At 63.3% G+C, this 23,107-nt stretch carries 25 protein-coding genes; 17 read left to right on the top strand and 8 right to left on the bottom strand.

Translation table 11 applies throughout. The annotated features are described in order from the left end of the window. Positions 1-3 precede the first annotated feature (3 nt). The 16 genes from urtD to aidB all read left to right on the top strand — a co-directional run bounded on the left by urtD (position 4) and on the right by aidB (position 11,393). Positions 4-768 (top strand): urea ABC transporter ATP-binding protein UrtD, encoded by a 765-nt coding sequence (gene urtD / locus FNA46_RS18910; RefSeq protein WP_143126766.1) that lies wholly within the window; start codon positions 4-6, stop codon positions 766-768. 244 nt (positions 769-1,012) lie between these two features. Next, positions 1,013-1,708 carry an urea ABC transporter ATP-binding subunit UrtE gene (urtE, locus tag FNA46_RS18915; RefSeq protein WP_143126767.1) on the top strand — a complete coding sequence of 232 codons (696 nt, stop codon included), beginning with the start codon at positions 1,013-1,015 and terminating at the stop codon, positions 1,706-1,708. 204 nt (positions 1,709-1,912) lie between these two features. Then, positions 1,913-3,052, top strand: coding sequence for a CE1 family esterase (locus tag FNA46_RS18920; protein WP_185969911.1), 1,140 nt, complete (start codon positions 1,913-1,915; stop codon positions 3,050-3,052). Then, positions 2,989-3,813 (top strand): urease accessory protein UreD, encoded by an 825-nt coding sequence (locus tag FNA46_RS18925; protein WP_143126769.1) that lies wholly within the window; start codon positions 2,989-2,991, stop codon positions 3,811-3,813. Before FNA46_RS18920 ends, FNA46_RS18925 begins: the two co-directional genes overlap by 64 nt. A 21-nt stretch (positions 3,814-3,834) precedes the next feature. After that, complete coding sequence (locus tag FNA46_RS18930) at positions 3,835-4,137, top strand: urease subunit gamma (protein WP_143126770.1); 303 nt, start codon at positions 3,835-3,837, stop codon at positions 4,135-4,137. A 19-nt stretch (positions 4,138-4,156) separates the two neighbouring features. Beyond that, positions 4,157-4,462, top strand: coding sequence for an urease subunit beta (locus tag FNA46_RS18935; RefSeq protein WP_143126771.1), 306 nt, complete (start codon positions 4,157-4,159; stop codon positions 4,460-4,462). 25 nt (positions 4,463-4,487) lie between these two features. Next, positions 4,488-4,907 (top strand): lysozyme inhibitor LprI family protein, encoded by a 420-nt coding sequence (locus tag FNA46_RS18940; protein ID WP_143126772.1) that lies wholly within the window; start codon positions 4,488-4,490, stop codon positions 4,905-4,907. A 63-nt stretch (positions 4,908-4,970) separates the two neighbouring features. Then, positions 4,971-6,683, top strand: coding sequence for an urease subunit alpha (gene ureC, locus FNA46_RS18945; RefSeq protein WP_143126773.1), 1,713 nt, complete (start codon positions 4,971-4,973; stop codon positions 6,681-6,683). Between the two features lie 41 nt (positions 6,684-6,724). Next, positions 6,725-7,000 (top strand): ribbon-helix-helix protein, CopG family, encoded by a 276-nt coding sequence (locus FNA46_RS18950; protein ID WP_143126774.1) that lies wholly within the window; start codon positions 6,725-6,727, stop codon positions 6,998-7,000. Further along, on the top strand, positions 6,997-7,287 hold the full coding sequence (locus tag FNA46_RS26655) for a type II toxin-antitoxin system RelE/ParE family toxin (RefSeq protein ID WP_143126775.1): 291 nt from the start codon (positions 6,997-6,999) through the stop codon (positions 7,285-7,287). The genes FNA46_RS18950 and FNA46_RS26655 overlap by 4 nt, the downstream gene beginning before the upstream one ends. Before the next feature lie 88 nt (positions 7,288-7,375). After that, positions 7,376-7,798: a GNAT family N-acetyltransferase gene (locus FNA46_RS18960; RefSeq protein WP_246103207.1), complete on the top strand. Its 423-nt coding sequence runs from the start codon at positions 7,376-7,378 to the stop codon at positions 7,796-7,798. A gap of 209 nt (positions 7,799-8,007) precedes the next feature. Beyond that, the gene (locus FNA46_RS18965; RefSeq protein WP_185969914.1) at positions 8,008-8,544 is read left to right on the top strand and encodes a peroxiredoxin; all 537 of its coding nucleotides are present in this window, start codon (positions 8,008-8,010) and stop codon (positions 8,542-8,544) included. Positions 8,545-8,720: 176 nt separating this feature from the next. Then, entirely contained in the window at positions 8,721-9,212 is a 492-nt protein-coding gene (ureE, locus tag FNA46_RS18970; RefSeq protein WP_143126778.1) for an urease accessory protein UreE, read from the top strand. A 6-nt stretch (positions 9,213-9,218) separates the two neighbouring features. After that, complete coding sequence (locus FNA46_RS18975; protein WP_143126779.1) at positions 9,219-9,890, top strand: urease accessory protein UreF; 672 nt, start codon at positions 9,219-9,221, stop codon at positions 9,888-9,890. Positions 9,891-9,961: 71 nt separating this feature from the next. Then, positions 9,962-10,582 carry an urease accessory protein UreG gene (ureG, locus tag FNA46_RS18980; protein WP_143126780.1) on the top strand — a complete coding sequence of 207 codons (621 nt, stop codon included), beginning with the start codon at positions 9,962-9,964 and terminating at the stop codon, positions 10,580-10,582. Continuing rightward, entirely contained in the window at positions 10,575-11,393 is an 819-nt protein-coding gene (gene aidB, locus FNA46_RS18985) for an AidB family quorum-quenching N-acyl homoserine lactonase (protein WP_143126781.1), read from the top strand. Before ureG ends, aidB begins: the two co-directional genes overlap by 8 nt. A gap of 40 nt (positions 11,394-11,433) precedes the next feature. On the opposite strand, the gene FNA46_RS18990 is transcribed toward aidB, so the two are convergent. The 7 genes from FNA46_RS18990 to FNA46_RS19020 all read right to left on the bottom strand — a co-directional run bounded on the left by FNA46_RS18990 (position 11,434) and on the right by FNA46_RS19020 (position 20,733). After that, positions 11,434-12,120 carry a Crp/Fnr family transcriptional regulator gene (locus FNA46_RS18990; RefSeq protein ID WP_143126782.1) on the bottom strand — a complete coding sequence of 229 codons (687 nt, stop codon included), beginning with the start codon at positions 12,118-12,120 and terminating at the stop codon, positions 11,434-11,436. A 140-nt stretch (positions 12,121-12,260) separates the two neighbouring features. Then, the gene (locus FNA46_RS18995) at positions 12,261-15,590 is read right to left on the bottom strand and encodes an efflux RND transporter permease subunit (protein WP_143126783.1); all 3,330 of its coding nucleotides are present in this window, start codon (positions 15,588-15,590) and stop codon (positions 12,261-12,263) included. Positions 15,591-15,605: 15 nt separating this feature from the next. Beyond that, positions 15,606-16,778 carry an efflux RND transporter periplasmic adaptor subunit gene (locus FNA46_RS19000; protein ID WP_425468784.1) on the bottom strand — a complete coding sequence of 391 codons (1,173 nt, stop codon included), beginning with the start codon at positions 16,776-16,778 and terminating at the stop codon, positions 15,606-15,608. Between the two features lie 361 nt (positions 16,779-17,139). Further along, the gene (locus FNA46_RS19005; RefSeq protein ID WP_143126785.1) at positions 17,140-18,132 is read right to left on the bottom strand and encodes an ABC transporter substrate-binding protein; all 993 of its coding nucleotides are present in this window, start codon (positions 18,130-18,132) and stop codon (positions 17,140-17,142) included. Between the two features lie 25 nt (positions 18,133-18,157). Further along, entirely contained in the window at positions 18,158-19,024 is an 867-nt protein-coding gene (locus FNA46_RS19010; RefSeq protein WP_143126786.1) for an ABC transporter permease, read from the bottom strand. Then, positions 19,021-19,905 (bottom strand): ABC transporter permease, encoded by an 885-nt coding sequence (locus FNA46_RS19015; RefSeq protein ID WP_143126787.1) that lies wholly within the window; start codon positions 19,903-19,905, stop codon positions 19,021-19,023. The genes FNA46_RS19010 and FNA46_RS19015 overlap by 4 nt, the downstream gene beginning before the upstream one ends. 39 nt (positions 19,906-19,944) lie before the next feature. Beyond that, positions 19,945-20,733 carry an ABC transporter ATP-binding protein gene (locus FNA46_RS19020; RefSeq protein ID WP_143126788.1) on the bottom strand — a complete coding sequence of 263 codons (789 nt, stop codon included), beginning with the start codon at positions 20,731-20,733 and terminating at the stop codon, positions 19,945-19,947. Positions 20,734-20,857: 124 nt separating this feature from the next. On the opposite strand from FNA46_RS19020, the gene FNA46_RS19025 reads away from it, so the two are divergent. After that, positions 20,858-21,268, top strand: a complete 411-nt coding sequence (locus FNA46_RS19025; RefSeq protein ID WP_143126789.1) for a cupin domain-containing protein — start codon at positions 20,858-20,860, stop codon at positions 21,266-21,268. Between the two features lie 236 nt (positions 21,269-21,504). Here FNA46_RS19025 and hydA read toward each other — a convergent pair whose 3' ends face one another. After that, on the bottom strand, positions 21,505-22,959 hold the full coding sequence (gene hydA, locus FNA46_RS19030; protein WP_143126790.1) for a dihydropyrimidinase: 1,455 nt from the start codon (positions 22,957-22,959) through the stop codon (positions 21,505-21,507). Positions 22,960-23,107 lie beyond the last annotated feature (148 nt).

Raw genomic sequence — 23,107 nt, forward strand, 5'->3', positions numbered from 1 at the left:
CCGATGAACCTCGTCAGAAGCGAAACCCGACCGAAATCGCTCCTTTACCTCGATGGTGTCTCCGTCTCCTTCGATGGTTTCAAGGCACTGAATTCGCTCTCCTTCGTCGTGGAGCCCGGCGAATTGCGGGCGATCATCGGCCCGAACGGCGCCGGCAAGACGACGATGATGGACATCATCACCGGCAAGACCCGGCCGGACACGGGACAGGTGGTGTTCGAGGATCTGATCGATCTCACCAAGAAGGATGAGGCCGACATCGCCCAGCTCGGCATCGGCCGCAAGTTCCAGAAGCCGACGGTGTTCGAAAGCCACACCGTCTGGGACAATCTGGAACTGGCGCTGAACCGCAAGCGCGGCGTGTTCGCCACGCTGTTCTACCGGCTGACGGCCGAGGATCGCGACCGCATCGAAGAAATTCTTGCCACCATCCGTCTCAGCCATCGTCGCGACGAGCTGGCGGCAAGCCTCAGCCACGGCCAGAAGCAATGGCTGGAGATCGGCATGCTTCTGGCGCAGGAGCCGAAGCTCCTGCTGGTCGATGAACCCGTGGCCGGCATGACCGACGCCGAAACCGCCGAAACCGCCATCCTGCTCAAGGAGATCGCCAAAAGCCGTTCGGTGGTGGTGGTGGAGCACGACATGGGCTTCATCCGCGATCTCGGCGTGAAGGTGACGTGTCTTGCCGAAGGTTCGGTGCTGGCCGAAGGCTCGATCGATTTCGTGTCGAACGATCCGAAAGTCATCGAAAACTATCTGGGGCGGTGATGGCGATGCAGAACCTGTTGCCTTTAACCCCCTCTGGCTACCGCCATCTCCCCCACAAGGGGGGAGACCTTTCGCGGTGCCGCCTCGGCCCCATGGGGGCGCAGGCGATGAGGCAGGGTAAGCCCCTTTCCTCCTTGTGGGGAGGGGTCTGTTTACCCAATCCCGTGCCTCATATCGTTGCAGAGGCGCCCGGCAGGGCAGCGGGGGGTAGCCCCTCGCTTTCAAGCAAAAAGGGAGGCGCAGCATGCTGACAGTCGATACCATCAATCTTCACTATGGCGCGGCACAGGCGCTGCGGGGCGTATCGATCGGCGCCCCCATGGGCAAGATCACCTGCGTTCTGGGGCGAAACGGCGTGGGCAAGTCCTCGCTTCTGCGCGCCATCACCGGCCAGCATGGCGTGAGTGCCGGCACGATCAGCTTCAACGGCGAGGTGCTGAATGGCCTCGCGCCCTATGCGCGCGCCAAGCACGGCATCGGCTATGTGCCGCAGGGCCGCGAGATCTTTCCGCTGCTGACGGTCAAGGAAAATCTGGAGACGGGCTTTGCGCCCTTGCCGCGCAAGGAACGCTTCATCCCTGATGATATCTTCGCCCTGTTTCCGGTGTTGAATTCCATGCTGTCGCGGCGCGGCGGCGATCTGTCCGGCGGCCAGCAGCAGCAGCTCGCCATCGGCCGTGCCATGGTCACGCGCCCGAAGATCCTCGTGCTCGACGAGCCGACCGAGGGCATCCAGCCTTCGATCATCAAGGATATCGGCCGGGCGATCAAATATCTGCGCGATTCCACTGGCATGGCCATTCTGCTTGTGGAACAGTATCTCGATTTCTGCCGGGAGCTTGCGGATCACGTCTACATCATGGATCGTGGGGAAATCGTGCATGAAGGGCCGGCCGAGACGCTGGATACGGCGGAGGCGAGGCGGCATCTGACGGTGTGATGCAATTTTATCGCATGGCTGCCTTCTTTCGAAAGGCCGTTCAATAGAAGTATCTAATATGATAGATCGAGCGCGGTTTAACCTAACAGGTCGTCGGTTTTTACGCCCTTTCCCCTTACGAGGCGCTTGATGGCATATGGATTTCGCTTGGGACGGTTCCCGCAGCGGGCTTTCGCCCGGCTGGTTTTGACCGGGAGCCTTCTCATGGGCGGCACCGTGGTGGCCTCGGCTGCCTGCGGCGTGCCGCAGCAGGCCGGCTATCATGACGTGTCCCTGCAGGTGGAGGGCGTGACGCGCCAGGGTGTGGCCTATCTGCCCCCGGCCTATACCGGCGACAAGAAGATGGCCGTGGTCTTCGATTTCCACGGCAGCAACAGCTTTCCGCGCGCCCAGATGCTGCGCAGTTCCTGGGACAAGGTGGCCGAGCGCGAGGGCTTCATCGTGTTCGCCCCGCAGGGCAGCCTGTCCGGCTCGGCCCCCGGCACCTTTGCCTGGAACGTGCCGGGCGTCACCTTTCGCGAGGGCGGGCTGGATGAGGTGGCTTTCATCAAGGCGGCCCTTGCCGAGGTGAAGCAGGATTACTGCGTCGACCCCGACCGCATCTATGCCTCCGGCTATTCCGGCGGCGGACGCATGATCTCGGCCTATCTGTGCGCAGGCGGCGAGGGTTTTGCCGGCGCGGGCTTCGTCAATTCCCTGCGCGCCGGGCTTCCGACCGAGCGGCGCGACGGTCGCTGGGTGCCGGATGCCACCAGCTGCCAGCCGGCCCGCCCGGTCTCGATCATGGCCTTTCACGGGGTGAAGGACGAATCGAATCCCTATGCCGGCGGCGGCAAGGCCTATTGGCAATATGGGTTCCGTGCGGCACTGCAGCGCTGGACGGAACTGGACGGCTGCAAGGGCAAGGCGACGGCGGAGACGGCAGGCGGCGTGACCTTCAGCCTTTACGATGCCTGTGGCAAGGGCGCGCGCATCGCCACCTTCGAATTTGCCGAAGGCACGCATGACTGGCCGCGGCCACAGCCGAATGCCGGCATGATGGCGGCTGCCAGCAAGACCGATGCGGCGGGCGTCGTACAGGTCTCAGCGGTGCGCCGCCCGGGTTTCGATCCGAATATTGATCCGGCCGCGCGGATGTGGGACTTCTTCCGCCGGGCCGACCAGCAGAATGTGGTCGCAACCGTCAACCCGGCACAACCGTCGCTGAAGGCGGTGGCGGCCTGCGGTGACGCGGCAACCATAGACCAGAATACCGAGGGCCAGACGGCCGAGGGGATGACGTGCAGCAACAGCAAGCCGGCGGAGCCGCGCCGCAGCGGGCTCGGGGTAAAGGGCGCCTTGTAACGAAGCAGCTGGCGGGCCGCACCCGGCTTGCCGAACTGTTCCAGGAAGGCTGTGGCAAGATCCGTCTGCCCGAAACCTTCGATCATTCGCTTGAGGCGATCCTCATCAACAGTTCCGGCGGCTTGACCGGCGGGGATCGGCTCAACTGGAGCCTCAGCGCCGGGCCCGGCACGGAGGTGACCGTGACCACGCAGGCCAACGAGAAGATCTACAAGGCGGCCGCCGATACGGCGTTTCTCTCCAGCCATGTGGAGGTCGGCGAGGGGGCGAAGGTCGCCTGGCTGCCGCAGGAAAGCATCCTGTTCGACCGCGCCTCGCTGACGCGCGAACTCTCCGTCGATCTGGCGCCGAGCGCCGAATTTCTCGCCGTCGAGGCGATCATTCTCGGCCGCACCGCAAGGGGTGAACGAACCGAACGCGGCCTGTTTCGCGATCGCTGGCGCATTCGCCGCGCGGGCCGCCTGATCCATGCCGAGGAGGTGCGGCTGGAGGGCGAGATCGCAACGCTCGGCGACCAGCCTGCGGTTCTCTCCGGCAAGGTCGCCTTCGCTACTGTCTTCTATTCCGGCCCCGCCTGCGAGGCCTTCCTGCCGCGTCTGCGGCCTCTGCTCGAAGCCGGCTATGCGGGGGCAAGCCATTGGCAGGACAAGCTGATCGTCCGGCTTGCCGCGCAGGACGGTTTCTCCCTGAGAAAAATTCTTGTGCCTGTCATTTCGCTCTTGCGAAACGGCGCGCCAGTGCCGAAAGTCTGGAACACGTAAAGCAGAAAATTTGGGGAACCCATGAACCTCAGCCCGAGAGAAAAAGACAAGCTCCTGATCTCCATGGCGGCAATCGTCGCCCGCCGGCGGCTGGAGCGCGGCGTGAAGCTGAACTATCCGGAAGCCATTGCGCTGATCACCGATTTCGTCGTGGAAGGCGCCCGCGACGGCCGCGCCGTGGCCGACCTGATGGAAGCCGGCGCCCATGTGGTGACCCGCGACCAGGTGATGGAAGGCATTGCCGAGATGATCCACGACGTGCAGGTGGAAGCGACCTTTCCGGATGGCACCAAGCTGGTGACCGTCCACGAACCGATCCGCTGACAGGCTTGAGGAGACGCCGATGATACCCGGTGAAATCATATCCGCCAAGGGCGAAATCGAACTGAATGCCGGCCAGCCGACAGTAACGCTGGCGGTTGCCAATACCGGCGACCGTCCGGTGCAGGTGGGCAGCCACTATCATTTCTTCGAGACCAATGCCGGTCTCTCCTTCGAGCGCGACAAGGCGCGCGGCATGCGGCTCGATATTCCGGCCGGTACAGCCGTGCGCTTCGAACCGGGGCAGACGCGGGAGGTCACCCTCATTCCGCTCTCCGGCAAGCGCGAGGTCTATGGTTTCCGCCAGCAGGTGATGGGCAAGCTCTAGAGCCTTCGAAAGGGATGCGCCGCGCATGAAACTGGCCCTTCTCTCCATGCTGTGCGGCTGCGTGCTGCTGGTGGACGGACCGAGTTCCGCCGAGGAGCCGACAGTTGCCTGCGACAAGGCCGTGACCCAGGCGGACATGACGCTGTGCGCACAGAAGGATTTCGAGAAGGCCGATGCGGGCCTGAATGCCCAGTGGATGCTGACCCGCAAGGCGATGGCCGATCGCGATGCGAGCCTCAGTGCCGAGCAACGCGGTGGCGAGCAGGCCTTGCTGGCCGCCCAACGCGCCTGGATCGCCTATCGCGACGGCCAGTGCACGGCGGAAGGTTTTGCCGCCCGCGGCGGCACGATCGAACCCATGCTGGTGATCGCCTGCAAGGCGGAACTCAGCGAAGTGCGAACCGACGAACTGAAACAACTTGCCGAGACGATCGGCCAACAATGACCGGGGCTTGTCCGGCGCGAGGGGCGCCGGCAGCCCGACTGCGAGACTGGAGCGAGCAAGCCCATGCCCTACAAGATTTCCCGCGCCGCCTATGCCAGCATGTTCGGCCCGACCATCGGCGACAAGGTGCGCCTTGCCGATACCGAACTCTTCATCGAGGTGGAGAAGGATTTCACCACCTATGGCGAGGAGGTGAAGTTCGGCGGCGGCAAGGTGATCCGCGACGGCATGGGCCAGAGCCAGGTGACCCGTGCCAACGGGGCCGTCGATACCGTGATCACCAATGCGGTGATCGTCGATCATTCCGGCATCGTGAAGGCCGATATCGGGCTCAAGGACGGCCGCATCGTCGCGATCGGCAAGGCCGGCAACCCGGATACGCAGCCGGGCGTCAACATCATTGTCGGCCCCGGCACGGAAGCGATTGCCGGCGAGGGCAAGATCGTGACCGCCGGCGGCATGGATGCGCATATCCACTTCATCTGCCCGCAGCAGATCGAGGAAGCGCTGATGAGCGGCCTCACCTGCATGCTGGGCGGCGGCACCGGCCCCGCGCATGGCACGCTTGCCACCACCTGCACGCCCGGCCCCTGGCACATTGCCCGGATGATCGAGGCGGCCGACGCTTTCCCGATGAACCTTGCCTTTGCCGGCAAGGGCAATGCCTCGCTGCCCGGCGCGCTGGAGGAAATGGTGCTGGCGGGCGCCACCTCGCTGAAGCTGCATGAGGACTGGGGCACGACGCCGGGCGCCATCGACTGCTGCCTCTCGGTCGCCGATCAGTATGACGTGCAGGTGATGATCCACACCGATACGCTGAACGAGAGCGGCTTCGTGGAGGATACGGTCGGCGCCATCAACGGCCGCACCATCCATGCCTTCCACACGGAAGGGGCGGGCGGCGGCCACGCGCCTGATATCATCAAGATCTGCGGCGAGTTGAACGTCATCCCGTCCTCCACCAACCCGACGCGGCCCTACACGGTCAACACGCTTGCCGAACATCTCGACATGCTGATGGTCTGCCATCACCTGTCGCCGTCGATCCCCGAAGACATCGCCTTTGCCGAAAGCCGTATCCGCAAGGAAACCATTGCGGCCGAAGACATCCTGCACGATATCGGCGCCTTCTCGATCATCTCCTCGGACAGCCAGGCCATGGGCCGCGTCGGCGAAGTGATCATCCGCACCTGGCAGACGGCCGACAAGATGAAGCGCCAGCGTGGTGCGCTTGCCCAGGAAACCGGCGACAACGACAATTTCCGCGTCAAGCGTTATGTCGCGAAATACACCATCAACCCGGCGATCGCCCATGGCGTTTCCCACGAGATCGGCTCGGTGGAAGTCGGCAAGCGCGCCGACCTCGTGATCTGGAACCCGGCCTTCTTCGGCGTGAAGCCGGATATGGTGCTGATGGGCGGCGTGATTGCGGCAGCCCCTATGGGCGATCCGAACGCCTCGATCCCGACGCCGCAGCCGGTGCATTATCGCCCGATGTTCGGCGCCTATGGCAAGGCCCGCACGAACTCGTCCGTCACCTTCGTCTCGCAGGCAGCGCTCGATGCCGGCCTTGCCAACCGTCTTGGCGTTGCCAAGCAACTGGTGGCGGTGAAGAACACCCGCGGCGGCATTTCCAAGAAGTCGATGATCCACAACGACCTGACGCCGCATGTGGAAGTCGATCCGGAAACCTACGAGGTGCGTGCCGACGGCGAGCTGCTGACCTGCGAGCCCGCTACCGTACTGCCGATGGCGCAGCGGTATTTCCTGTTTTGAGAGCCTCTTTGGTCCGCTGATGGTCTGTGCTAGGATGTCGCATGAGCATCAAGGAGACTGTCAGCATCGACGGTGATTTGAAAAAGCGTCTCGCGGTCATCGCGGAACGCGAAGGCTCGACCGTGTCTGAACTGGCGGAAAGCGTTTTGCGGCATCATGCGGAGGATGTGGAGCGCCAGGAGGCCGAGTTCGCCGAGGACGATCGCCGATGGGCGAAATATCTGGAGACCGGCGAATGCATTTCCTTCGAGGACATGATTGTGGAGCTTCAATCTTTGGCTGACGAGGCAGGTCGTAAGGCGGCCGGCGCTGCGTGAAGATTGTTGTTCTGCCTGAGGCCAGGGAGGATCTTATCCGTCTTCGCAGCTTTCTCCTGGTGCGGAATCCTCTTGCGGCGCAAAAAGCTATGTTGGCGATCAGGGGCGGCTTTTTTCGTCTCCGGGACACTCCGAAGCTTGGTGTGGAAGTGGAGGGGCGGCCGGGCGAGCGCCAATTTTTCATTCCATTCGGCGCTGGCGCCTATGTTCTTCGTTACAGACTGGACGAGGCGCGGGACACTCTGATCGTGGTCCGGATTTGGCACGGGCGGGAAAGCAGAGATTGAGACGCAAAGATCGCCTGTTTCTTCCGTTCCTCGCCTACCTTTGTTTCTTTTTTCGACCGGTACGACGATGACCATCGAAATCCGAAAAATGACCGGGACGGACCTGGACGTCTGGTCCCGCATGCGCGCCTGCCTGTGGCAGAGCCTTGATCTCGACGGCCATCGTGCGGAGATCGTCACGATGGTCGGTAATGTCCGTCATCGGGCCTATCTTGCCGCTGGATCGACCGGTGAGGCCTACGGTTTTGCCGAGGTCTCGATTCGCGATTATGCCAATGGCTGTACGCAGACCCCGGTGCCGTTTCTGGAAGGAATATGGGTGGAGCCGGCAGTGCGGCGTCTGGGTGTCGGCGCGGCACTTCTCTGCGCCATCCAAGCGGAATTGCAGGCCGAGGGATATGTGGAGCTCTGCTCGGATGCGCGACTTGAGAACCTTGTCTCGCATGAGGCTCATGCTGCCTGGGGCTTTGAGGAGACCCAGCGGGTGGTCTATTTCCGCAAGGCGCTGTGAGGTGTTTCGGCGCAGTGACAGTGATGCGAAGCCCGCGACGAATTGGTCGTCTCGCCGCTTGTGTCATGCGCCATTTGCATGGCTCCCATGCGCCGCTGTTGAAATCGGCCTTCCATGCTGCGCTGCACGCAAAAATTCACTAAGGGGGAAGGGTAGGTTAAGCCCGCACATGTGCCGGGGCGCTATCAATTTCAAGGAGATGAACCATGCTGATTGGCCGCAAGGTGCCCGATGTTACCTTCCGCACGCGCGTTCGCGATGAATCGATTGGCGGTCCCAACCCCTTCCGCTGGCAGGACGTAACGTCGAGCGATTACTTCGCCGGCAAGCGCGTCGTGCTGTTCTCGCTGCCGGGCGCGTTTACGCCTACCTGCTCCACCTATCAGTTGCCGGATTTTGAAAAGCTCTATCCGGACTTCCAGGCGGAAGGCATTGACGAGATCTACTGCATCTCCGTCAACGATGCCTTCGTGATGAATGCCTGGGGCAAGTCGCAGGGTCTGGAAAACGTCAAGCTGATCCCTGACGGTTCCGGCGAGTTCACCCGCAAGATGGGTATGCTGGTCGCCAAGGACAATCTCGGCTTCGGCCTGCGTTCCTGGCGCTATGCCGCCGTCATCAACAATGGCGTGGTCGAGCAGTGGTTCGAGGAGGAAGGCTTCTCCGACAATTGCGACAGCGATCCCTACGGCGTCTCCTCGCCGCAGAACATTCTCGAGACGCTGCGCCGCAAGGAAGCCGCCTGAGTTTCTATGTGGGGGCGGTGCGTTTCGATGCGCTGCCCCGTCCATTGCCCGAAGGGCGGATGAGGGGGCTTTCGAGATGCCGCTTCCCGTCCATCCCCTGTGCATTGCAAAATCCCGCTTGTCAGGTGCGGCCGGCTTGGCAATGATGGCGGCGAAGTCACAGGAACAGAAATCCCATGCAGCATGTCCATTCCTATCGTCCGGCCGGCGAAGTGTCCGATCCGCCCGTCGATACCGTCACGCTTCCGCACGATCTGCGCCACCTGCGCCGCAAGCTCCTGCATCTCTCGAACGGCGACATGGTGATGCTCGACCTGAAGGAGGCCGTGCTGTTCCACGATGGCGACCGGCTGGTGCTGGACAATGGCGATACGGTGGAAGTGAAGGCGGCGGCGGAAAAGCTGTTCGAGGTGAAGGCGCGCTCGCCGCTGCATCTGATCGAACTTGCCTGGCATCTCGGCAACCGCCATCTCTCGGCACAGATCGAAGAAGGCCGCATCCTCATTCTGCGCGATCACGTGATCCGCGCCATGCTGCAAGGGCTGGGCGCCACGGTGACGGATGTGGAAGAACCCTTCCAGCCGGCCCGCGGTGCCTATCATGGGCATGGCCACAGCCATGATCACGCGCACGGCCATGACCATGGCCACGACCATCACCACGATTGAGCCGTGATGCCGGGAGCGCTGGAAACGCAGGCCCTGCTGCGGCTGATGGCCTGGCTTTCGCCGGCCTTTCCGGTCGGCGGCTTTGCCTATTCCGGGGGGCTGGAGCGTGCTGTGCACGACCGCCTGGTCACCGACGCGGCAAGTCTGAAACAGTGGCTGTCGACGCTTCTGGCGCATGGAACGCTGTGGAACGATGCGGTTCTGTTTGCTGAGGCACAGGCTGCCAAGGGGGACGCCGGGGCGCTGACGGAACTGGCCGACCTGGGGCTCGCGCTGGCGGGCTCGGCGGAACGGCACCTGGAAACGCTGTTGCTTGGCCGTGCCTTTATCGCGGCCGCCACCGCCTGGCCGCATCCCGTGTTCGCCGCCCTGCCGCGCGACTGCCCTTATCCGGTGGCCGTCGGCGCGGTGGCGGAAGCGCATGCTATTGGCGCCGTTCCGGCACTGGCCGCCTTCCTGCATGCGGCTCTGTCGCAAGGGGTGTCGGCCGGCATCCGCCTCGGGGTCGCCGGCCAGCAACAGGGGGTGGCGATCCTGGCCCGGCTGGAGCCGGTGATGGCCGATGTGGCGGCGCGGGCGGCAAGCGCCAGTCCTGACGATCTCGGCACGGCAACCGTGCAGGCCGACATCGCCTCGCTCCGGCACGAGGTGCAGGTTTCGCGTCTGTTCCGGTCCTGAAATTTGCCGCCTTGTGCGCCGCAGCGACGGCGCTATTCTGCGATCCCAGAACTCGAAAGGGCATAGCAATCATGACATCCGCAAACGGACCTCTTCGCGTCGGCATTGGCGGGCCGGTCGGCTCCGGCAAGACGGCCTTGACGGAAAAGCTCTGCAAGGCGATGCGCGAACAGTATTCCGTCGCCGTCGTCACCAATGACATCTACACCAAGGAAGATGCGGAGGCGCTGGTGCGCATGCAGGCGCTCTCCTCCGACCGCATTGTTGGCGTGGAAACCGGCGGCTGCCCGCATACCGCCATCCGCGAGGATGCGACGATCAACCTGCAGGCGATTGCCGGGCTGAACGAGCGCTTTCCGGATCTCGATGTCGTCTTCATCGAATCGGGCGGCGACAATCTGGCAGCCACCTTCTCGCCTGATTTGGCCGACATCACCATCTATGTGATTTCCACCTGTCAGGGCGAGGAAATTCCCCGCAAGGGCGGCCCGGGCATCACCCGCTCGGACCTGCTCGTCATCAACAAGAAGGATCTGGCCCCTTATGTCGGGGCGGATCTCGACGTGATGGACCGCGACGCCAGCAGACAGCGCGCCGGCATGCCTTTCGTCTTCACCGATCTGAAGCGCGGCGAGGGCGTCGATCATATCGTCCGCTTCCTCGAAACGCATGGCGGTTTGCAGCATGTCTGAGGCGCGGCGGTTCGGCGCCTATGAGGTGAGCGTGTTGGTCGACGGCGTTTATCAGGCGCCGATCGAGCACCTTTCCCATGCCACCAGTCAGGCGGCACAGGATGCGGCGGTCGCAGCCTGGGGAAAGCCGACGGTGGACATGGACGTCAACCTGTTCGTGCTCAAGGGGCCGGACGGCATCAGTCTCGTCGATGCGGGAACGGGACCGTTCTGGGGCCCGCAACTCGGGCTGGGGCGGGAAGCGCTCGCCGCCGCCGGCATTCAGCCGGCCGACGTCGTGCGCGTGCTGCTGACCCACCTGCATGGCGATCATGCGCTCGGCCTTTTTGGCGAAACGGGGCGCTATTTTCCGAATGCTGACGTCCATGCGCCGAAACCCGATCTCGATTTCTTCGGCAATGCCGCCCTGAAGGCCACGGTTCCCGCCTATCGCAGTGGCGGTTTCGACATTGCGGCACGGTTGCTGGCAACCTACGGCGACCGGGTGAAGCCGGTGGAGGAAGGCCCGGTTCTGCGGGGCATCGAGGCGATTGCGATGCCGGGCCACACGCCTGGCCATTTCGGCTATCTCATCGGCGAAGGCGACGGGCGGCTTCTGCTCTGGGGCGATCTGGTCCATGTGCCGTCCCTGCAACTTGCCGATCCCGATGTCTGCTTCATCTACGATGCCGATCCCGCCGCAGGAGCGGCGAGCCGCCGGTCGATTTTCACGCGCGCCAGCCGCGAGCACTGGGTGGCTTCCGGCGGTCATGTCTCCGGTTTCATGCAGGTTGAACGTGCCGGTGACGTCTGGCGGTTCAGCCCGGCCTGACGGTCTTCGGCGACCGGGCATCGGCGTGCGGCCGGTTGGCCTATATTTCCTTCAACGCCTCCACGTCGCCGATCTGGATGACACGGCCGCGCACGGTGACGCCGGTGCGGCGCAGCGACGAGAAGGCGCGCGAGAGCGCTTCCGGCGCAAGCCCCAGCATGCCGGCCAGCAGGCTCTTCTGATAGGGCAGGCGGATCGAGGCCGGACCGTTGTCGCTCGGGCAACGGGTCAGAAGATAGTCTGCCACCCGCTGCGGAGCGGTGTGGAGCCGGTCATTGACCACGCAATCCATCGTCGACAGCAGGTGGTCGGAGAGCGTCGCCATGATCGCCTTCGAAACGGTCGGGTCCTGTTCGGCAAGCTCGCGCACATCCTGCATGTCGAACCGCGCGAGGCTGACATTTTCCGCGGCCTGTGCGTTGAATCGATAGATGTCTCCGCCATAGATCAGGCATTCGGCAAAGATATCGCCCGGCCCGCAGATGCGGATATCCGCCTGGCGTCCATCGCGGCTGACGCGGTAGAGGCGCACATACCCGCTCAGCAAGGCGTAAAAGGCCATGGCCGGCTCGCCTTCGCGGAAGATCGTTGCGCGTGCGGGAAGCGCGGTGATGTGCGCGCTGTCCAGCAGGCGGGCGAGGGCGCTTGGCGAAAGCGCTCGCATGAAACCCGTCTTGGAAAGCAGGCTGCGTTCCCGGTGATTGGCTCTGTGATTTCTGTCCAGCATCTTGCGTCGCTCCCCTTGCACTGCATCGCCCTTCGGACTGCGAACCGGGGAGAAGATTAGCACCTCGAAACAAGGCCCGATTTGACGTCGATCAAACCGGGCCTTGTGGGTGCGACGGAATTTTTGCTGATTTTCAATACCTATTCTGCGGCAAGAGGCGGCAGGCGCAAAACATTGTTTCCTGCAGAGGTTGTGGTGCGTTCCGTCTCGCCGGTCCTGCTTTGCAGGGCATCCAGCCGCTGCTGCAACTCGGCAATACGCCGCTGGTTTTCACGGGCAGTGCGCGACAGTTCCTCGTCGCTCAGCACCGGATCCTCCACTTCCTTCTTGCCCACGAAGCGGCTGAAGACACGGCCGAGCAGACCCGACAGGTCGTCCATGATCAGGAAGAAGGCCGGCACCACCACAAGGCTCAGCACCGTGGAGACGATGATGCCGCCGATCACGGCAATCGCCATCGGCGAACGGAAGGAGCCGCCTTCGCCGACGCCGAGTGCAGACGGCAGCATGCCCGCCGACATGGCGATCGAAGTCATGATGATCGGGCGGGCGCGCTTGCGGCCGGCCTCCACCATGGCCGCCACCCGTTCCATGCCGTGGCGACGCATCTCGATGGCAAAATCCACCAGCAGAATGGCGTTCTTCGTCACGATGCCCATCAGCATCAGGATGCCGATCAGCACCGGCATGGAGAGCGCATTGTTGGTGAGGATCAGCCCGAGCGCCACCCCGCCGATGGCAAGCGGCAGCGAGAAGAGAATGGTGAAGGGCTGGATCACGTCCTTGAACAGCAGGATCAGCACGACGAGCACCAGCAGCAGGCCAAGCAGCATGGCATTGGCAAAGCCCTGCACCATTTCCGCCTGGATCTTGGCATCGCCGCTTTCGGCCAGGCGCACGCCGGGCGGCAGCTTGGTCTCTGCGACGATCCGCTTGAATTCGTCCGTTGCCGTATCGAGCGCTGTTCCCTGCGGCACGTCGGATCCGATCGAGACAACGCGGTTGCGATTGTTGCGCTTGATCGAGCTCGGGCCTTCCGAATAATCGATGTCGGCGACGCTTGCGAGCGGCACGGTCGCGCCGGTCGCTGTCTTGATCCTGAGATTGCGGATCGCCTGAAGGTCACGGCGCACGTCGAGGGATGCCTGCGAGCGGATGGGGATCAGACGGCTGTCGAGCGAGATCTTCGGCAGCGCCGCGTCCACGTCGCCGATGGTGGCGACGCGCACGGTTTCGGAAATCTGCTGCGGTGTGATGCCGAGCCGGGCCGCTTCGTCCTTGCGCGGACGGATCTGCAGTTCGGGACGCGGCAGGGCGCCTTCGGAGGACACATTGGCGAGAATCGGCGAGGCGCGCAGCCGGCTTTCGAGCTGGGCAACCGCATCATCCAGTTCATCGCTGTTATCGGCGAGGAAGTTGAACGAGAGTTCGCGTTCGCCGCGATCGTTGAGCTTGGTGATGCGCACATCCGGAACCGCATGCACCTTGGCGAAAATCTCCTTCTCGATCTCCCATTGCGGTCGTGTGCGGCCCTCGATCGCCATTTTCGGGATGGACGGACCGATGAAGGGGATGGAACCCAGCCCCTTGTTGACCAGGGTTTTGATCAGCGAGTGCTCGATATTGCCGAGAATGACGTTGATCGTCGCGCGGCGCAGTTCCAGATCACCCTTCGGTGTGCTGCCGTCGAGGACAAACACGCTGTGCACGCCTTCGATGGGCTTGATGATCTGATAGAGCGCATTGGTGGTCGCGGACGTTTCCTCCAGCGTCGCACTTGGGGGCAGTTCCACCGACAGCGTGATCCGCGAGCGATCTTCCGGCGGCAGGAAGCTGCCCGGCACCTGCGACAGCAGATACATCGAGCCGAGGAGGAAGGCAATCGCGCCGACCAGTGTCGCATAGCGCATGTACCAGCGCTTCGTCGTGCCGGTCACAAGGCGGGTATAGGCCTTCATGATCCGGCCGTCATTGTCGTGATGGTCGTCCATCGCGTCTTCGGCGCGCATCAGATAGGCGGCCATCAGCGGCGTGATGAGGCGCGCCACCAAGAGCGAGAAGAAGACCGATATCGCCACCGTCAGACCAAACTGGATGAAATACTGGCCCGGAATGCCCGGCATGAACGAGACAGGCACGAAGACGGCGATGATGGTGAAGCTTGTCGCGATAACAGCAAGGCCGATCTCGTCGGCGGCCTCGAGGGCGGCGCGGTAGGGCGTCTTGCCCATCTTGATGTGACGGGCGATGTTCTCCACCTCGACGATGGCGTCGTCGACGAGAATACCGGTCGCCAGCGTCAGGGCCAGGAAGCTGACGAGATTGAGCGAGAATCCGAGCAGGTCCATTATCCAGAAGGTGGGAATGGCCGACAGCGGCAGGGCTATGGCGGAAATCAGCGTGGCGCGCCAGTTGCGCAGGAAAAGAAGCACGACGATGACGGCCAGAATGGCGCCTTCGATCAGAGTGTGGATCGCCGCTTCATAATTGCCGTAGGTGAAATAGACGGAATCGTCCACCATCTGGATGCTGACATCGGGATGGGCCGTGCGGATCTTGTCCAGCTGGGTTCCGACCGTCTGCGCAACCGAAACCTCGCTCGCGCCCTTGGAGCGGAACACGGCGAAGGTCACCGTCGGTTCGCCGTTGAAATGCGCGAAGGACTTCGGCTCCTCATAGGTGTCCGTGACGGTGCCGAGATCGGAAAGCTTCACGAACCTGCCGTTCGACAGGGCAATGGTCGTATTGGCGAGGTCGGCGACGCTGCGGGCATCGCCGAGCGTGCGGATGCCCTGTTCGCTGCCACCCACCTGGCCGCGGCCGGAGCCGAGGTCGATGTTGACGCTGCGCAGCTGCGCATTCACGTCGGGGGCGGTGATGCGGTAGGCGCTGAGCTTTTCCGGATCGAGCGCCACCCGGATTTCGCGTTCGGCGCCGCCGTAGCGGTCGATACGGCCGATCCCGGGCTGGCCCTGCAGGGCGCGCTTGATCGTGTCGTCGACGAACCAGGAAAGCTCCTCCAGCGTCATGTTGGGCGAGGAGACGGCAAAGGTCTGGATCGCCTGGCCTTCCACATCCACCTTGGAGACGATCGGTTCATCGACCGAGGCCGGAAGGTTGCCGCGAATGCGGTCGATCGCGTCCTTGACGTCCTGTACGGCCTCCTCGGTCGGCTTCTCGATGCGAAACAGGACCGAGGTCAGCGACTTCCCGTCGGTCACCGTGGAGCCGATCTCATCGACGCCGCTGATCGAGGCGACGGCATCTTCCACTTCCTTGGTGACCTGCATTTCCAGTTCGGAGGGCGAGGCGCCACTCTGGGTCACGGTGATGGCCACCACCGGCACGTCGATGTTCGGAAAGCGGGTGATCGGCAGCTTGTTGAAGGCGCCGATGCCGAGAAACACCAGCAGCGCAAAGGCCAGAAGCGGCGCGACCGGATTGCGGATGGACCAGGCGGAAAAGTTCATGACGCGTCGTTCCCGTCAGTTCGCTGCAAGCGTTTCGGCAAAGACCGGGGTAATGTGGTCTCCGTCGCGCACGAAGGCACCTGCCTTCGCCACCACCACGTCGCCGCTGGCGAGCCCGCTCAGGATCTCGACATAGCCGCGGTCCTGAATGCCGGTTTCGACGACGACCTGCTTGACGACATTGTTCTCGACCTTGCGCACGATCGCGCCAGCCCGTTCGGTGTTGACCGCCGCTTGCGGCAGGGCAAGCGATGTCGTCTCGCGGATGATGATCTGCGCGCTCGCATACATGCCCGATTTGGCGCCGGAATTGCCGTCCACCACGATGCGCACCGAACCGAGGCGGGTGGTCTGGTCGACGAGCGGCGAGACGAGGCGCACCTTGCCGGGCAGCGCCGTTCGGGTGCCGGCAACGGTGACCCGTGCCATCTGGCCGGCCTTGATCCGGCCGATCTCGCTTTCCGGCACATCCGCCACCAGCTCGATCTCGCCGTCGCGGATCATGGTGAAGAGCGGCGTGCCCGATCCCATGGCGATGGCGCCCACTTTTGCATCGCGTACCGAAATGATGCCGCCGACCGGCGCCTTCACATCCGTGCGGGCCAGCTTGAGATTGATATCGTCAATCTGGGTGTCGACCACCTTGATGTCGGCTTCTCCGACGCTGACGGCCTGACGGGCGGCATTGAGGCGCGCATCGGCGGCGTCTGCGGTCGCGGTCAGTTGTTCAACCTGCGAGGTCGACACGGTGCCGTTGCGGCTCAGCGTGATCGCCCGGTCGCGCTGGCGGACGGCGTCCTTGGCATTGGCCTCGGCCTCGATCACCTGGGCGCGATACTGGGCGAGGGCGGCTTCGGCCTTGGCCTTGTTGGCCTCGAGCTGGCTCTTCTGCAGGATCAGCGTGTCACTGTTCAGCGTCGCAACCACGGCACCTGCGGCAACCCGGTCGCCGACATCGGCATTCAGGGTCTTGATCGAGAGGCCGTCCACGAGAGGCTGCACGAAAACGTCCTGGACCGGGCGTATTGTGCCGCTGGCGACCACGCTGTCGACGAGCGCCCGCTCCGCCGCCTTGGTGACGACGATGGAGGGAAGGCGGATTTCCTCGGCCTTTGCGGCGGGCTCCTGCGCCGCAGCCGGTGCGACCATCATGCCGCCGGCCAGGCCGGCCACAAGAACTGCAGTCATCGATTTGCGAGAAATGATCATTCCGTCCGACCCGATTGCTTCATTCATGCCAACTGCAGTTGAAAGGCCGGGCGCAGATCATCCTCCACGATACGACCGCCGATCCGCCATGACATTGCATGCGCGTCAGCGGCCGGGCTCCCATTCCCCCCGTCAACCTGCTGTCAGGTGGTTACGCAGATGTGCCTGCACAAGGTCACCAGACAAGAAAACGTGATCAAGTCTAACGGCTGCACGCTGAGCGTTCAATCGCGGATAACGACGGTTTTGCTGATTGCGACATGGTGTAACGGAAAACGCGCAGCCGCGGATTCTGTCCGGACGGCTGCGCGTTACATAAATCTGGCCTGCCGAGCGAGATTTACTTCAGCGCGGCATTGGTGATGTCGAGCGTATAGGCGCCGGACGGTGCCTTGGTGATGACCGGGTCGGAACCGCCGCCGAGCAGGGTCTTGACGGTGCGCTCATAGTCGGCCACGTCGAGTGCGCCCTTGGATCCGGCGGTCAGCTTGGCCACTTCGCCCATCATCCGCTTCTGGTGCTTTTCGGTCTGGGCGCCGGACGCGTCGTTTTCCAGCACGATGCCGGCTGCGGCATCCGGATTGGCCTCGGCCCACTTCCAGCCCTTCATCGAGGCGCGGACGAACTTCACCATCTTTTCCTTGAAGGCCGGGTCCTTCAGCTTGTCTTCCAGCACGTAGAGGCCGTCTTCGAGCGTGGCGACGCCCTCGTCCTCGTACTTGAAGGTGACGAGCTGGTCCGGCTTGATGCCGGCATCGATGACCTGCCAGTATTCGTTGTAGGTCATGGTGGAAATGCAGGCGGCCTGCTTCTGCAGGAGCGGATCGACGTTGAAGCCCTGCTTCAGCACCTTCACGCCATCGGCGGATCCATCCGTCTTGATGCCGAGATGCGCCATCCAGGACAGGAACGGATATTCGTTGCCGAAGAACCAGACGCCGAGCGTCTTGCCCTTGAAGTCTGCGGGCTTGGCAATGCCGGTTTCCTTGAGGCAGGTCAGCATCATGCCAGACTTCTTGAAGGGCTGGGCGATGTTGACGAGCGGTACACCCTTTTCGCGCGTGGCAAGCGCGGACGGCATCCAGTCGACGATCACGTCGGCACCGCCGCCGGCCAGAACCTGCGGGGGAGCAATGTCCGGACCGCCGGGCTTGATATCGACGTCGAGGCCTTCCTCCTTGTAGAAGCCCTTGTCCTTGGCAACGTAATAGCCGGCGAACTGGGCCTGCGTCACCCATTTCAGCTGCAGCGTCACCTTGTCGGCGGCGGCGGCCGACATCGCCGTCAGCGAGACGGCAGCGGCCAGCATCAGCGATGCGATCTTGGCTTTCATTGTTTCAGTTCCCTCTTTTTCATCGTTACCGCCGCCCACCGCGGACGGACGGGTGCCAGAAGGTGACGGCCCTTTCGCTGAGCGCCACCAAACCGTAGAAGACCGAGCCGGCCACCGCGGCCACCGCGATTTCGGCCCAGACCATGTCGATGTTCGCGCGCCCCACCTCGGTGGAGATGCGAAAGCCCATGCCGACGATGGGCGTGCCGAAGAATTCCGCCACGATAGCGCCGATCAGTGCCAACGTGGAGTTGATTTTCAGTGCGTTGAAGATGAAGGGCCAGGCGGCCGGCAGGCGCAGCTTGACGAGTGTCTGCCACCAACTGGCGGCATAGGTGCGCATCAGGTCGCGTTCCATGTGGCTGGCGGCGGCAAGCCCCTGCACCGTGTTCACCAGCATCGGGAAAAAGGTCATGATCACCACGACGGCGACCTTGGAGGGCCAGTCGAAACCGAACCACATGACCATGATCGGGGCGACGCCGACGACCGGCAGCGCCGAGACGAAATTGCCGATTGGCAGCAGGCCTTTCTGCAGGAAGGGAGAGCGATCGATCAGGATCGCCACGATGAAGCCCAGCCCGCAGCCGGCGATATAGCCGGTGATCACCGATTTCAGAAAAGTCTGCTGGAAGTCCGCCCAGAGCACCGGCACGGAGCCCGAGAGTTTCACCCAGATGGCGGTCGGGGCCGGAAGCAGGATCGGCGGGATGGAAAAACCGAGCACCACACATTCCCAGATGATGAGCAGCGTGATGCCGAAGATCAGCGGCACGCCGATACCGATGGCGCGCTGGCCGGCGGGAGTGGCAGGCTTCAGCCGCACCAGCCATTCGTTGAGCGCCCAGGCGCAAAGCCAGACGAGGAGGGCGGTAAACAGATAGGCGTTCATGACTTCACCCCCATGCGCTTCAGGACGAGGCCGTGGGCTGCCCCGACGATGGAGACGAGCACGGCCGCCAGCGCCGCCGCCATGAACAGCGCCGCCCAGATCTGGATCGTCTGGCCGTAATAGGAGCCGGAGAGCAGGCGGGCGCCAAGGCCGGCGACGGCGCCTGTCGGCAGTTCGCCGACGATGGCGCCGACCAGCGAAATCGCAATCGCCACCTTCAGCGAGGTGAAGAGATAGGGCATGGCCGCCGGCCAGCGCAGCTTCCAGAAGGTCTGGGTGGAACTGGCATTATAGGTGTGCATCAGGTCGAGCAGCAGCGTATCGGGGCTGCGCAAGCCCTTCACCATGCCGACCACCACCGGGAAGAAGGAAAGGTAGGTGGAGATCAGCGCCTTCGGCAGCAGGCCGGAAATGCCGATGGAGTTGAGGACCACGATGATCATCGGTGCGATGGCAAGGATCGGGATCGTCTGGCTGGCGATCACCCAGGGCATCAGCGACTTGTCCATGGCCCGGTTGTGCACGATGCCGACGGCCAGCACGATGCCGAGCAGGCTGCCCATGCCAAAGCCCATCAGGGTAGCCGACAGCGTGACCCAGGCATGGTAGACGAGGCTGCGCTTGGAGGTGACAGGTTTTGCGACCGTCGTATCCCAGAGTTCGGCCATGATCTGGTGCGGCGCCGGCAGCACCGGCCGCTCCTGGTTCAGCGTCTGGCTGACGATCTGGCCGAGCGTCACGCTCTGCCCGGCCCGCGCCGCCTGATCCCGCACGAAGGGCGCATTGAGATAGATCACTGCCCCGTGCCAGAGGACGAGGATTGCAGCAATCACGGTGAGGACCGGCAGGATGCGGTCGCGGAAGAGGGAGGGGGCTGTCATGGGACAAGCTCCCTCATCAAGGAGCTCTTATCTTGAAGCCTACTCCTCATAGCTATGCCCCGCCTTCAGCCCCTCGCGCACGCGGTGGGCGATTTCCAGGAATTCTGGCGTGTCGCGGATTTCCAGAGGGCGCTCGCGGGGCAGGGTGGATTCGATGACGTCGGTGACGCGGCCGGGGCGCGGGCTCATCACCACGATGCGGGTGGAGAGATAGACGGCTTCCGGAATGGAATGGGTGACGAAGCAGATGGTCTTGTTGGTCTTGTCCCACAGCTTCAGCAGCTGTTCGTTGAGGTGATCGCGCACGATTTCATCCAGCGCGCCAAAAGGTTCGTCCATCAGCAGCAGGTCGGCATCGAAGGCAAGCGCGCGGGCGATCGAGGCGCGCTGCTGCATGCCGCCGGAAAGCTGCCACGGATATTTCTTGCCGAAGCCCGAGAGGTTGACGAGGTCGAGCATCTCAGCGATCCGCCTCTTCTGGTCGTCTGCGCCGTAGCCCATGATTTCGAGCGGCAGCGCGATATTCTTTTCGATGGTGCGCCAGGGATAAAGGGCGGCCGCCTGGAAGACATAGCCGTAGGCGCGGGCGAGGCGGGCATTTTCCGGCGTCATGCCGTTGATCTCGATCGAGCCCGTGGTGTGCTTTTCAAGGTCGGCAATGACACGCAAAAACGTGGTCTTGCCGCAGCCGGAGGGGCCGATAAAGGAGACGAAGTCCCCCTTGCGGATATCGAGATTGACGCCGGCCAGCGCATGCACCGGGCCGTCATTGGTGTCGAAGGTGAGACCCAGATCGCGGGCTGAAACGACGGAGGCGGCGCTTGTCATGCAAAACACTCCGGCGGGGACTGGGAAATGGTCAGGGGCATTTTATCTGCTATCTTCTGTGGCTGTGGCCGAACCGGCAGGTCTTGGGAGCCGCCGCCGGAGAGCCGGATGGAGGATTTCTGACATGGATGCATCATCGAAGCCCACCTGCCGGCTGGTGAAGCCGGGCGCGACCTATGCCGGCAAGCAGGGGCTCAACTATTTTGAAGGCATTGCAGCCGAGACGGTGGGGGCTAAGGGCATCTGCATGCACATTCTCACCATGCCGCCCGGCGCGCGGGCCAAGGCGCATCTGCACGAGAACCACGAAACGGCGATCTACATGCTCTCCGGCCGGGTCGACACCTGGTATGGCGAGCGGCTGGAGCACCATGTGGTGGTGAGCGCCGGCGAGCTTTTCTACATTCCGGCCGGCGTGCCGCACCTTCCCGCCAATTCCTTCGACGAGCCGGCGACAGCGATCATTGCCCGCACCGACCCCAACGAACAGGAAAGCGTCGTGCTTTTGCCGGAACTGGATGCGCTGGCGGGCTGAGGATTTTTGGGCTTTGAGGGCCGCGGGGGCGTGGTGCCGTATCGGGGAGGTTTGCGGGTGGGGCGTAACCCGGCGGCACGACACCGCCGGATCCCAGGCCGGGATTCGCCGCAGGAGCGAAAGCCCCAGGATCGGCTTTACGGCGCGTGCACCAACCCCATCTCCCGCCATCAGCGGAAGATGCCCGATCGGGCAGAGGGGGATCTGTAACGCGCGCACCGCCGTCATCGAACCGCTCACACGCCCGAAGCCGGAATGCCCGTGCGTTCCACCTTGCGCGGCGCCGTCAGTTCCTTCCAGGTGGACAGCGCCTTGGAGACGGCCGGATAAGGCTCGCGGGCGACGAACTGGCCATGGCCCTCGCGGGTCTTGATGGCGCCATCCTCGATGGCGACCACGCCGCGGGTCAGCGTATAGCGCGGCAGGCCCTTGACGGTCTTGCCCTCGAAGACGTTGTAATCGATGGCGGACTGCTGGCTTTTCGCGGTGATCGTCTTTTCCTTGGCCGGATCCCAGACGACGAGATCGGCATCGGCGCCGACCAGGATTGCGCCCTTTCTCGGATAGACATTGAGGATTTTCGCGATGTTGGTGGAGGTGACCGCGACGAACTCGTTCATGGTGATGCGGCCGGTCGCCACGCCATAGGTCCACAGCATCGGCATGCGGTCTTCCAGACCGCCGGTGCCGTTCGGGATCTTTCGGAAATCGCCGATGCCGTAGCGCTTCTGGTCGGTGGTGAAGGCGCAGTGATCGGTCGCCACCACCTGCAGGGAGCCCGCGGCAAGGCCGGCCCACAGCGAATCCTGATGCTGCTTGTTGCGGAAGGGCGGGGACATGACGCGGCGCGCCGCATGGTCCCAGTCCGGATGGGCATATTCGGTTTCGTCCAGCGTCAGGTGCTGGATCAGCGGCTCGCCATAGACGCGCATGCCGTTCTGGCGCGCGCGGCGGATCGCTTCATGCGCCTGCTCGCAGGAGGTGTGGACGACGTAAAGCGGCGCGCCCGCCATGTCGGCGATGATGATGGCGCGGTTGGTCGCTTCGCCTTCCACGGTCGCGGGCCTCGAATAGGCATGGGCTTCGGGGCCATTATTGCCCTCATCCATCAACTTGGCTTGCATGGCGGCCACCACGTCGCCGTTTTCGGCATGGACGAGCGGCAGCGCGCCAAGCTCCGCGCAGCGCGAAAAGGAGGCGAACATCTCGTCATCGTTCACCATCAGCGCGCCCTTGTAGGCCATGAAGTGCTTGAAGGTGTTGATGCCCTTTTCCTGCACCACGGTCTTCATGTCGTTGAACACCTGCTCGCCCCACCAGGTGACGGACATGTGGAAGGAATAATCGCAATTGGCCCGCGTCGCCTTGTTGTCCCAGCGCTTCAGCGCATCGAGCAGTGACTGGCCAGGATCGGGCAGACAGAAATCCACCACCATCGTCGTGCCGCCGGCCAGCGCCGCCCGCGTGCCGCTTTCGAAATCATCGGCGGAATAGGTGCCCATGAACGGCATTTCCAGATGCACATGCGGATCGATCCCGCCCGGCATGACGTAACAGCCCGTGGCATCGAGAACCGTATCGCCCGCAAGGTTCGGGCCGATCTCGATGATCTTCCCGCCATCGACCTTGACGTCGGCCTTGTAGGTGAGATCGGCGGTGACGATGGTGCCGTTCTTGATGACTGTGGTCATGATGTGTGTCTCTCCCGGGAATAATCGTGGCTTGTCATGGGGCGTTCCCCCTCATCCGCCCTCCGGCCCCCTTCTCCCCGAGGGGAGAAGGGATCTTTGGCACGGCATGCGCTCCCTTTCTCACGGTATGCGTCGTTGTAACGTGCCT

The sequence above is a fragment of the Affinirhizobium straminoryzae genome (assembly GCF_007004135.1).
Taxonomy (GTDB): Bacteria; Pseudomonadota; Alphaproteobacteria; order Rhizobiales; family Rhizobiaceae; genus Neorhizobium; species Neorhizobium straminoryzae.

Bases quoted from the DNA above. Each gene is read 5' to 3' on its own strand.
- urtD (WP_143126766.1), top strand. From the start codon at position 4: ATGAACCTCGTCAGAAGCGAAACCCGACCGAAATCGCTCCTTTACCTC.
- urtE (WP_143126767.1), top strand. From the start codon at position 1,013: ATGCTGACAGTCGATACCATCAATCTTCACTATGGCGCGGCACAGGCG.
- FNA46_RS18920 (WP_185969911.1), top strand. From the start codon at position 1,913: ATGGGCGGCACCGTGGTGGCCTCGGCTGCCTGCGGCGTGCCGCAGCAG.
- FNA46_RS18930 (WP_143126770.1), top strand. From the start codon at position 3,835: ATGAACCTCAGCCCGAGAGAAAAAGACAAGCTCCTGATCTCCATGGCG.
- FNA46_RS18935 (WP_143126771.1), top strand. From the start codon at position 4,157: ATGATACCCGGTGAAATCATATCCGCCAAGGGCGAAATCGAACTGAAT.
- FNA46_RS18940 (WP_143126772.1), top strand. From the start codon at position 4,488: ATGAAACTGGCCCTTCTCTCCATGCTGTGCGGCTGCGTGCTGCTGGTG.
- ureC (WP_143126773.1), top strand. From the start codon at position 4,971: ATGCCCTACAAGATTTCCCGCGCCGCCTATGCCAGCATGTTCGGCCCG.
- FNA46_RS18950 (WP_143126774.1), top strand. From the start codon at position 6,725: ATGAGCATCAAGGAGACTGTCAGCATCGACGGTGATTTGAAAAAGCGT.
- FNA46_RS18960 (WP_246103207.1), top strand. From the start codon at position 7,376: ATGACCGGGACGGACCTGGACGTCTGGTCCCGCATGCGCGCCTGCCTG.
- ureE (WP_143126778.1), top strand. From the start codon at position 8,721: ATGCAGCATGTCCATTCCTATCGTCCGGCCGGCGAAGTGTCCGATCCG.
- FNA46_RS18975 (WP_143126779.1), top strand. From the start codon at position 9,219: ATGCCGGGAGCGCTGGAAACGCAGGCCCTGCTGCGGCTGATGGCCTGG.
- ureG (WP_143126780.1), top strand. From the start codon at position 9,962: ATGACATCCGCAAACGGACCTCTTCGCGTCGGCATTGGCGGGCCGGTC.
- aidB (WP_143126781.1), top strand. From the start codon at position 10,575: ATGTCTGAGGCGCGGCGGTTCGGCGCCTATGAGGTGAGCGTGTTGGTC.
- FNA46_RS18990 (WP_143126782.1), bottom strand. From the start codon at position 12,120: ATGCTGGACAGAAATCACAGAGCCAATCACCGGGAACGCAGCCTGCTT.
- FNA46_RS18995 (WP_143126783.1), bottom strand. From the start codon at position 15,590: ATGAACTTTTCCGCCTGGTCCATCCGCAATCCGGTCGCGCCGCTTCTG.
- FNA46_RS19000 (WP_425468784.1), bottom strand. From the start codon at position 16,778: ATGACTGCAGTTCTTGTGGCCGGCCTGGCCGGCGGCATGATGGTCGCA.
- FNA46_RS19005 (WP_143126785.1), bottom strand. From the start codon at position 18,132: ATGAAAGCCAAGATCGCATCGCTGATGCTGGCCGCTGCCGTCTCGCTG.
- FNA46_RS19010 (WP_143126786.1), bottom strand. From the start codon at position 19,024: ATGAACGCCTATCTGTTTACCGCCCTCCTCGTCTGGCTTTGCGCCTGG.
- FNA46_RS19015 (WP_143126787.1), bottom strand. From the start codon at position 19,905: ATGACAGCCCCCTCCCTCTTCCGCGACCGCATCCTGCCGGTCCTCACC.
- FNA46_RS19020 (WP_143126788.1), bottom strand. From the start codon at position 20,733: ATGACAAGCGCCGCCTCCGTCGTTTCAGCCCGCGATCTGGGTCTCACC.
- FNA46_RS19025 (WP_143126789.1), top strand. From the start codon at position 20,858: ATGGATGCATCATCGAAGCCCACCTGCCGGCTGGTGAAGCCGGGCGCG.
- hydA (WP_143126790.1), bottom strand. From the start codon at position 22,959: ATGACCACAGTCATCAAGAACGGCACCATCGTCACCGCCGATCTCACC.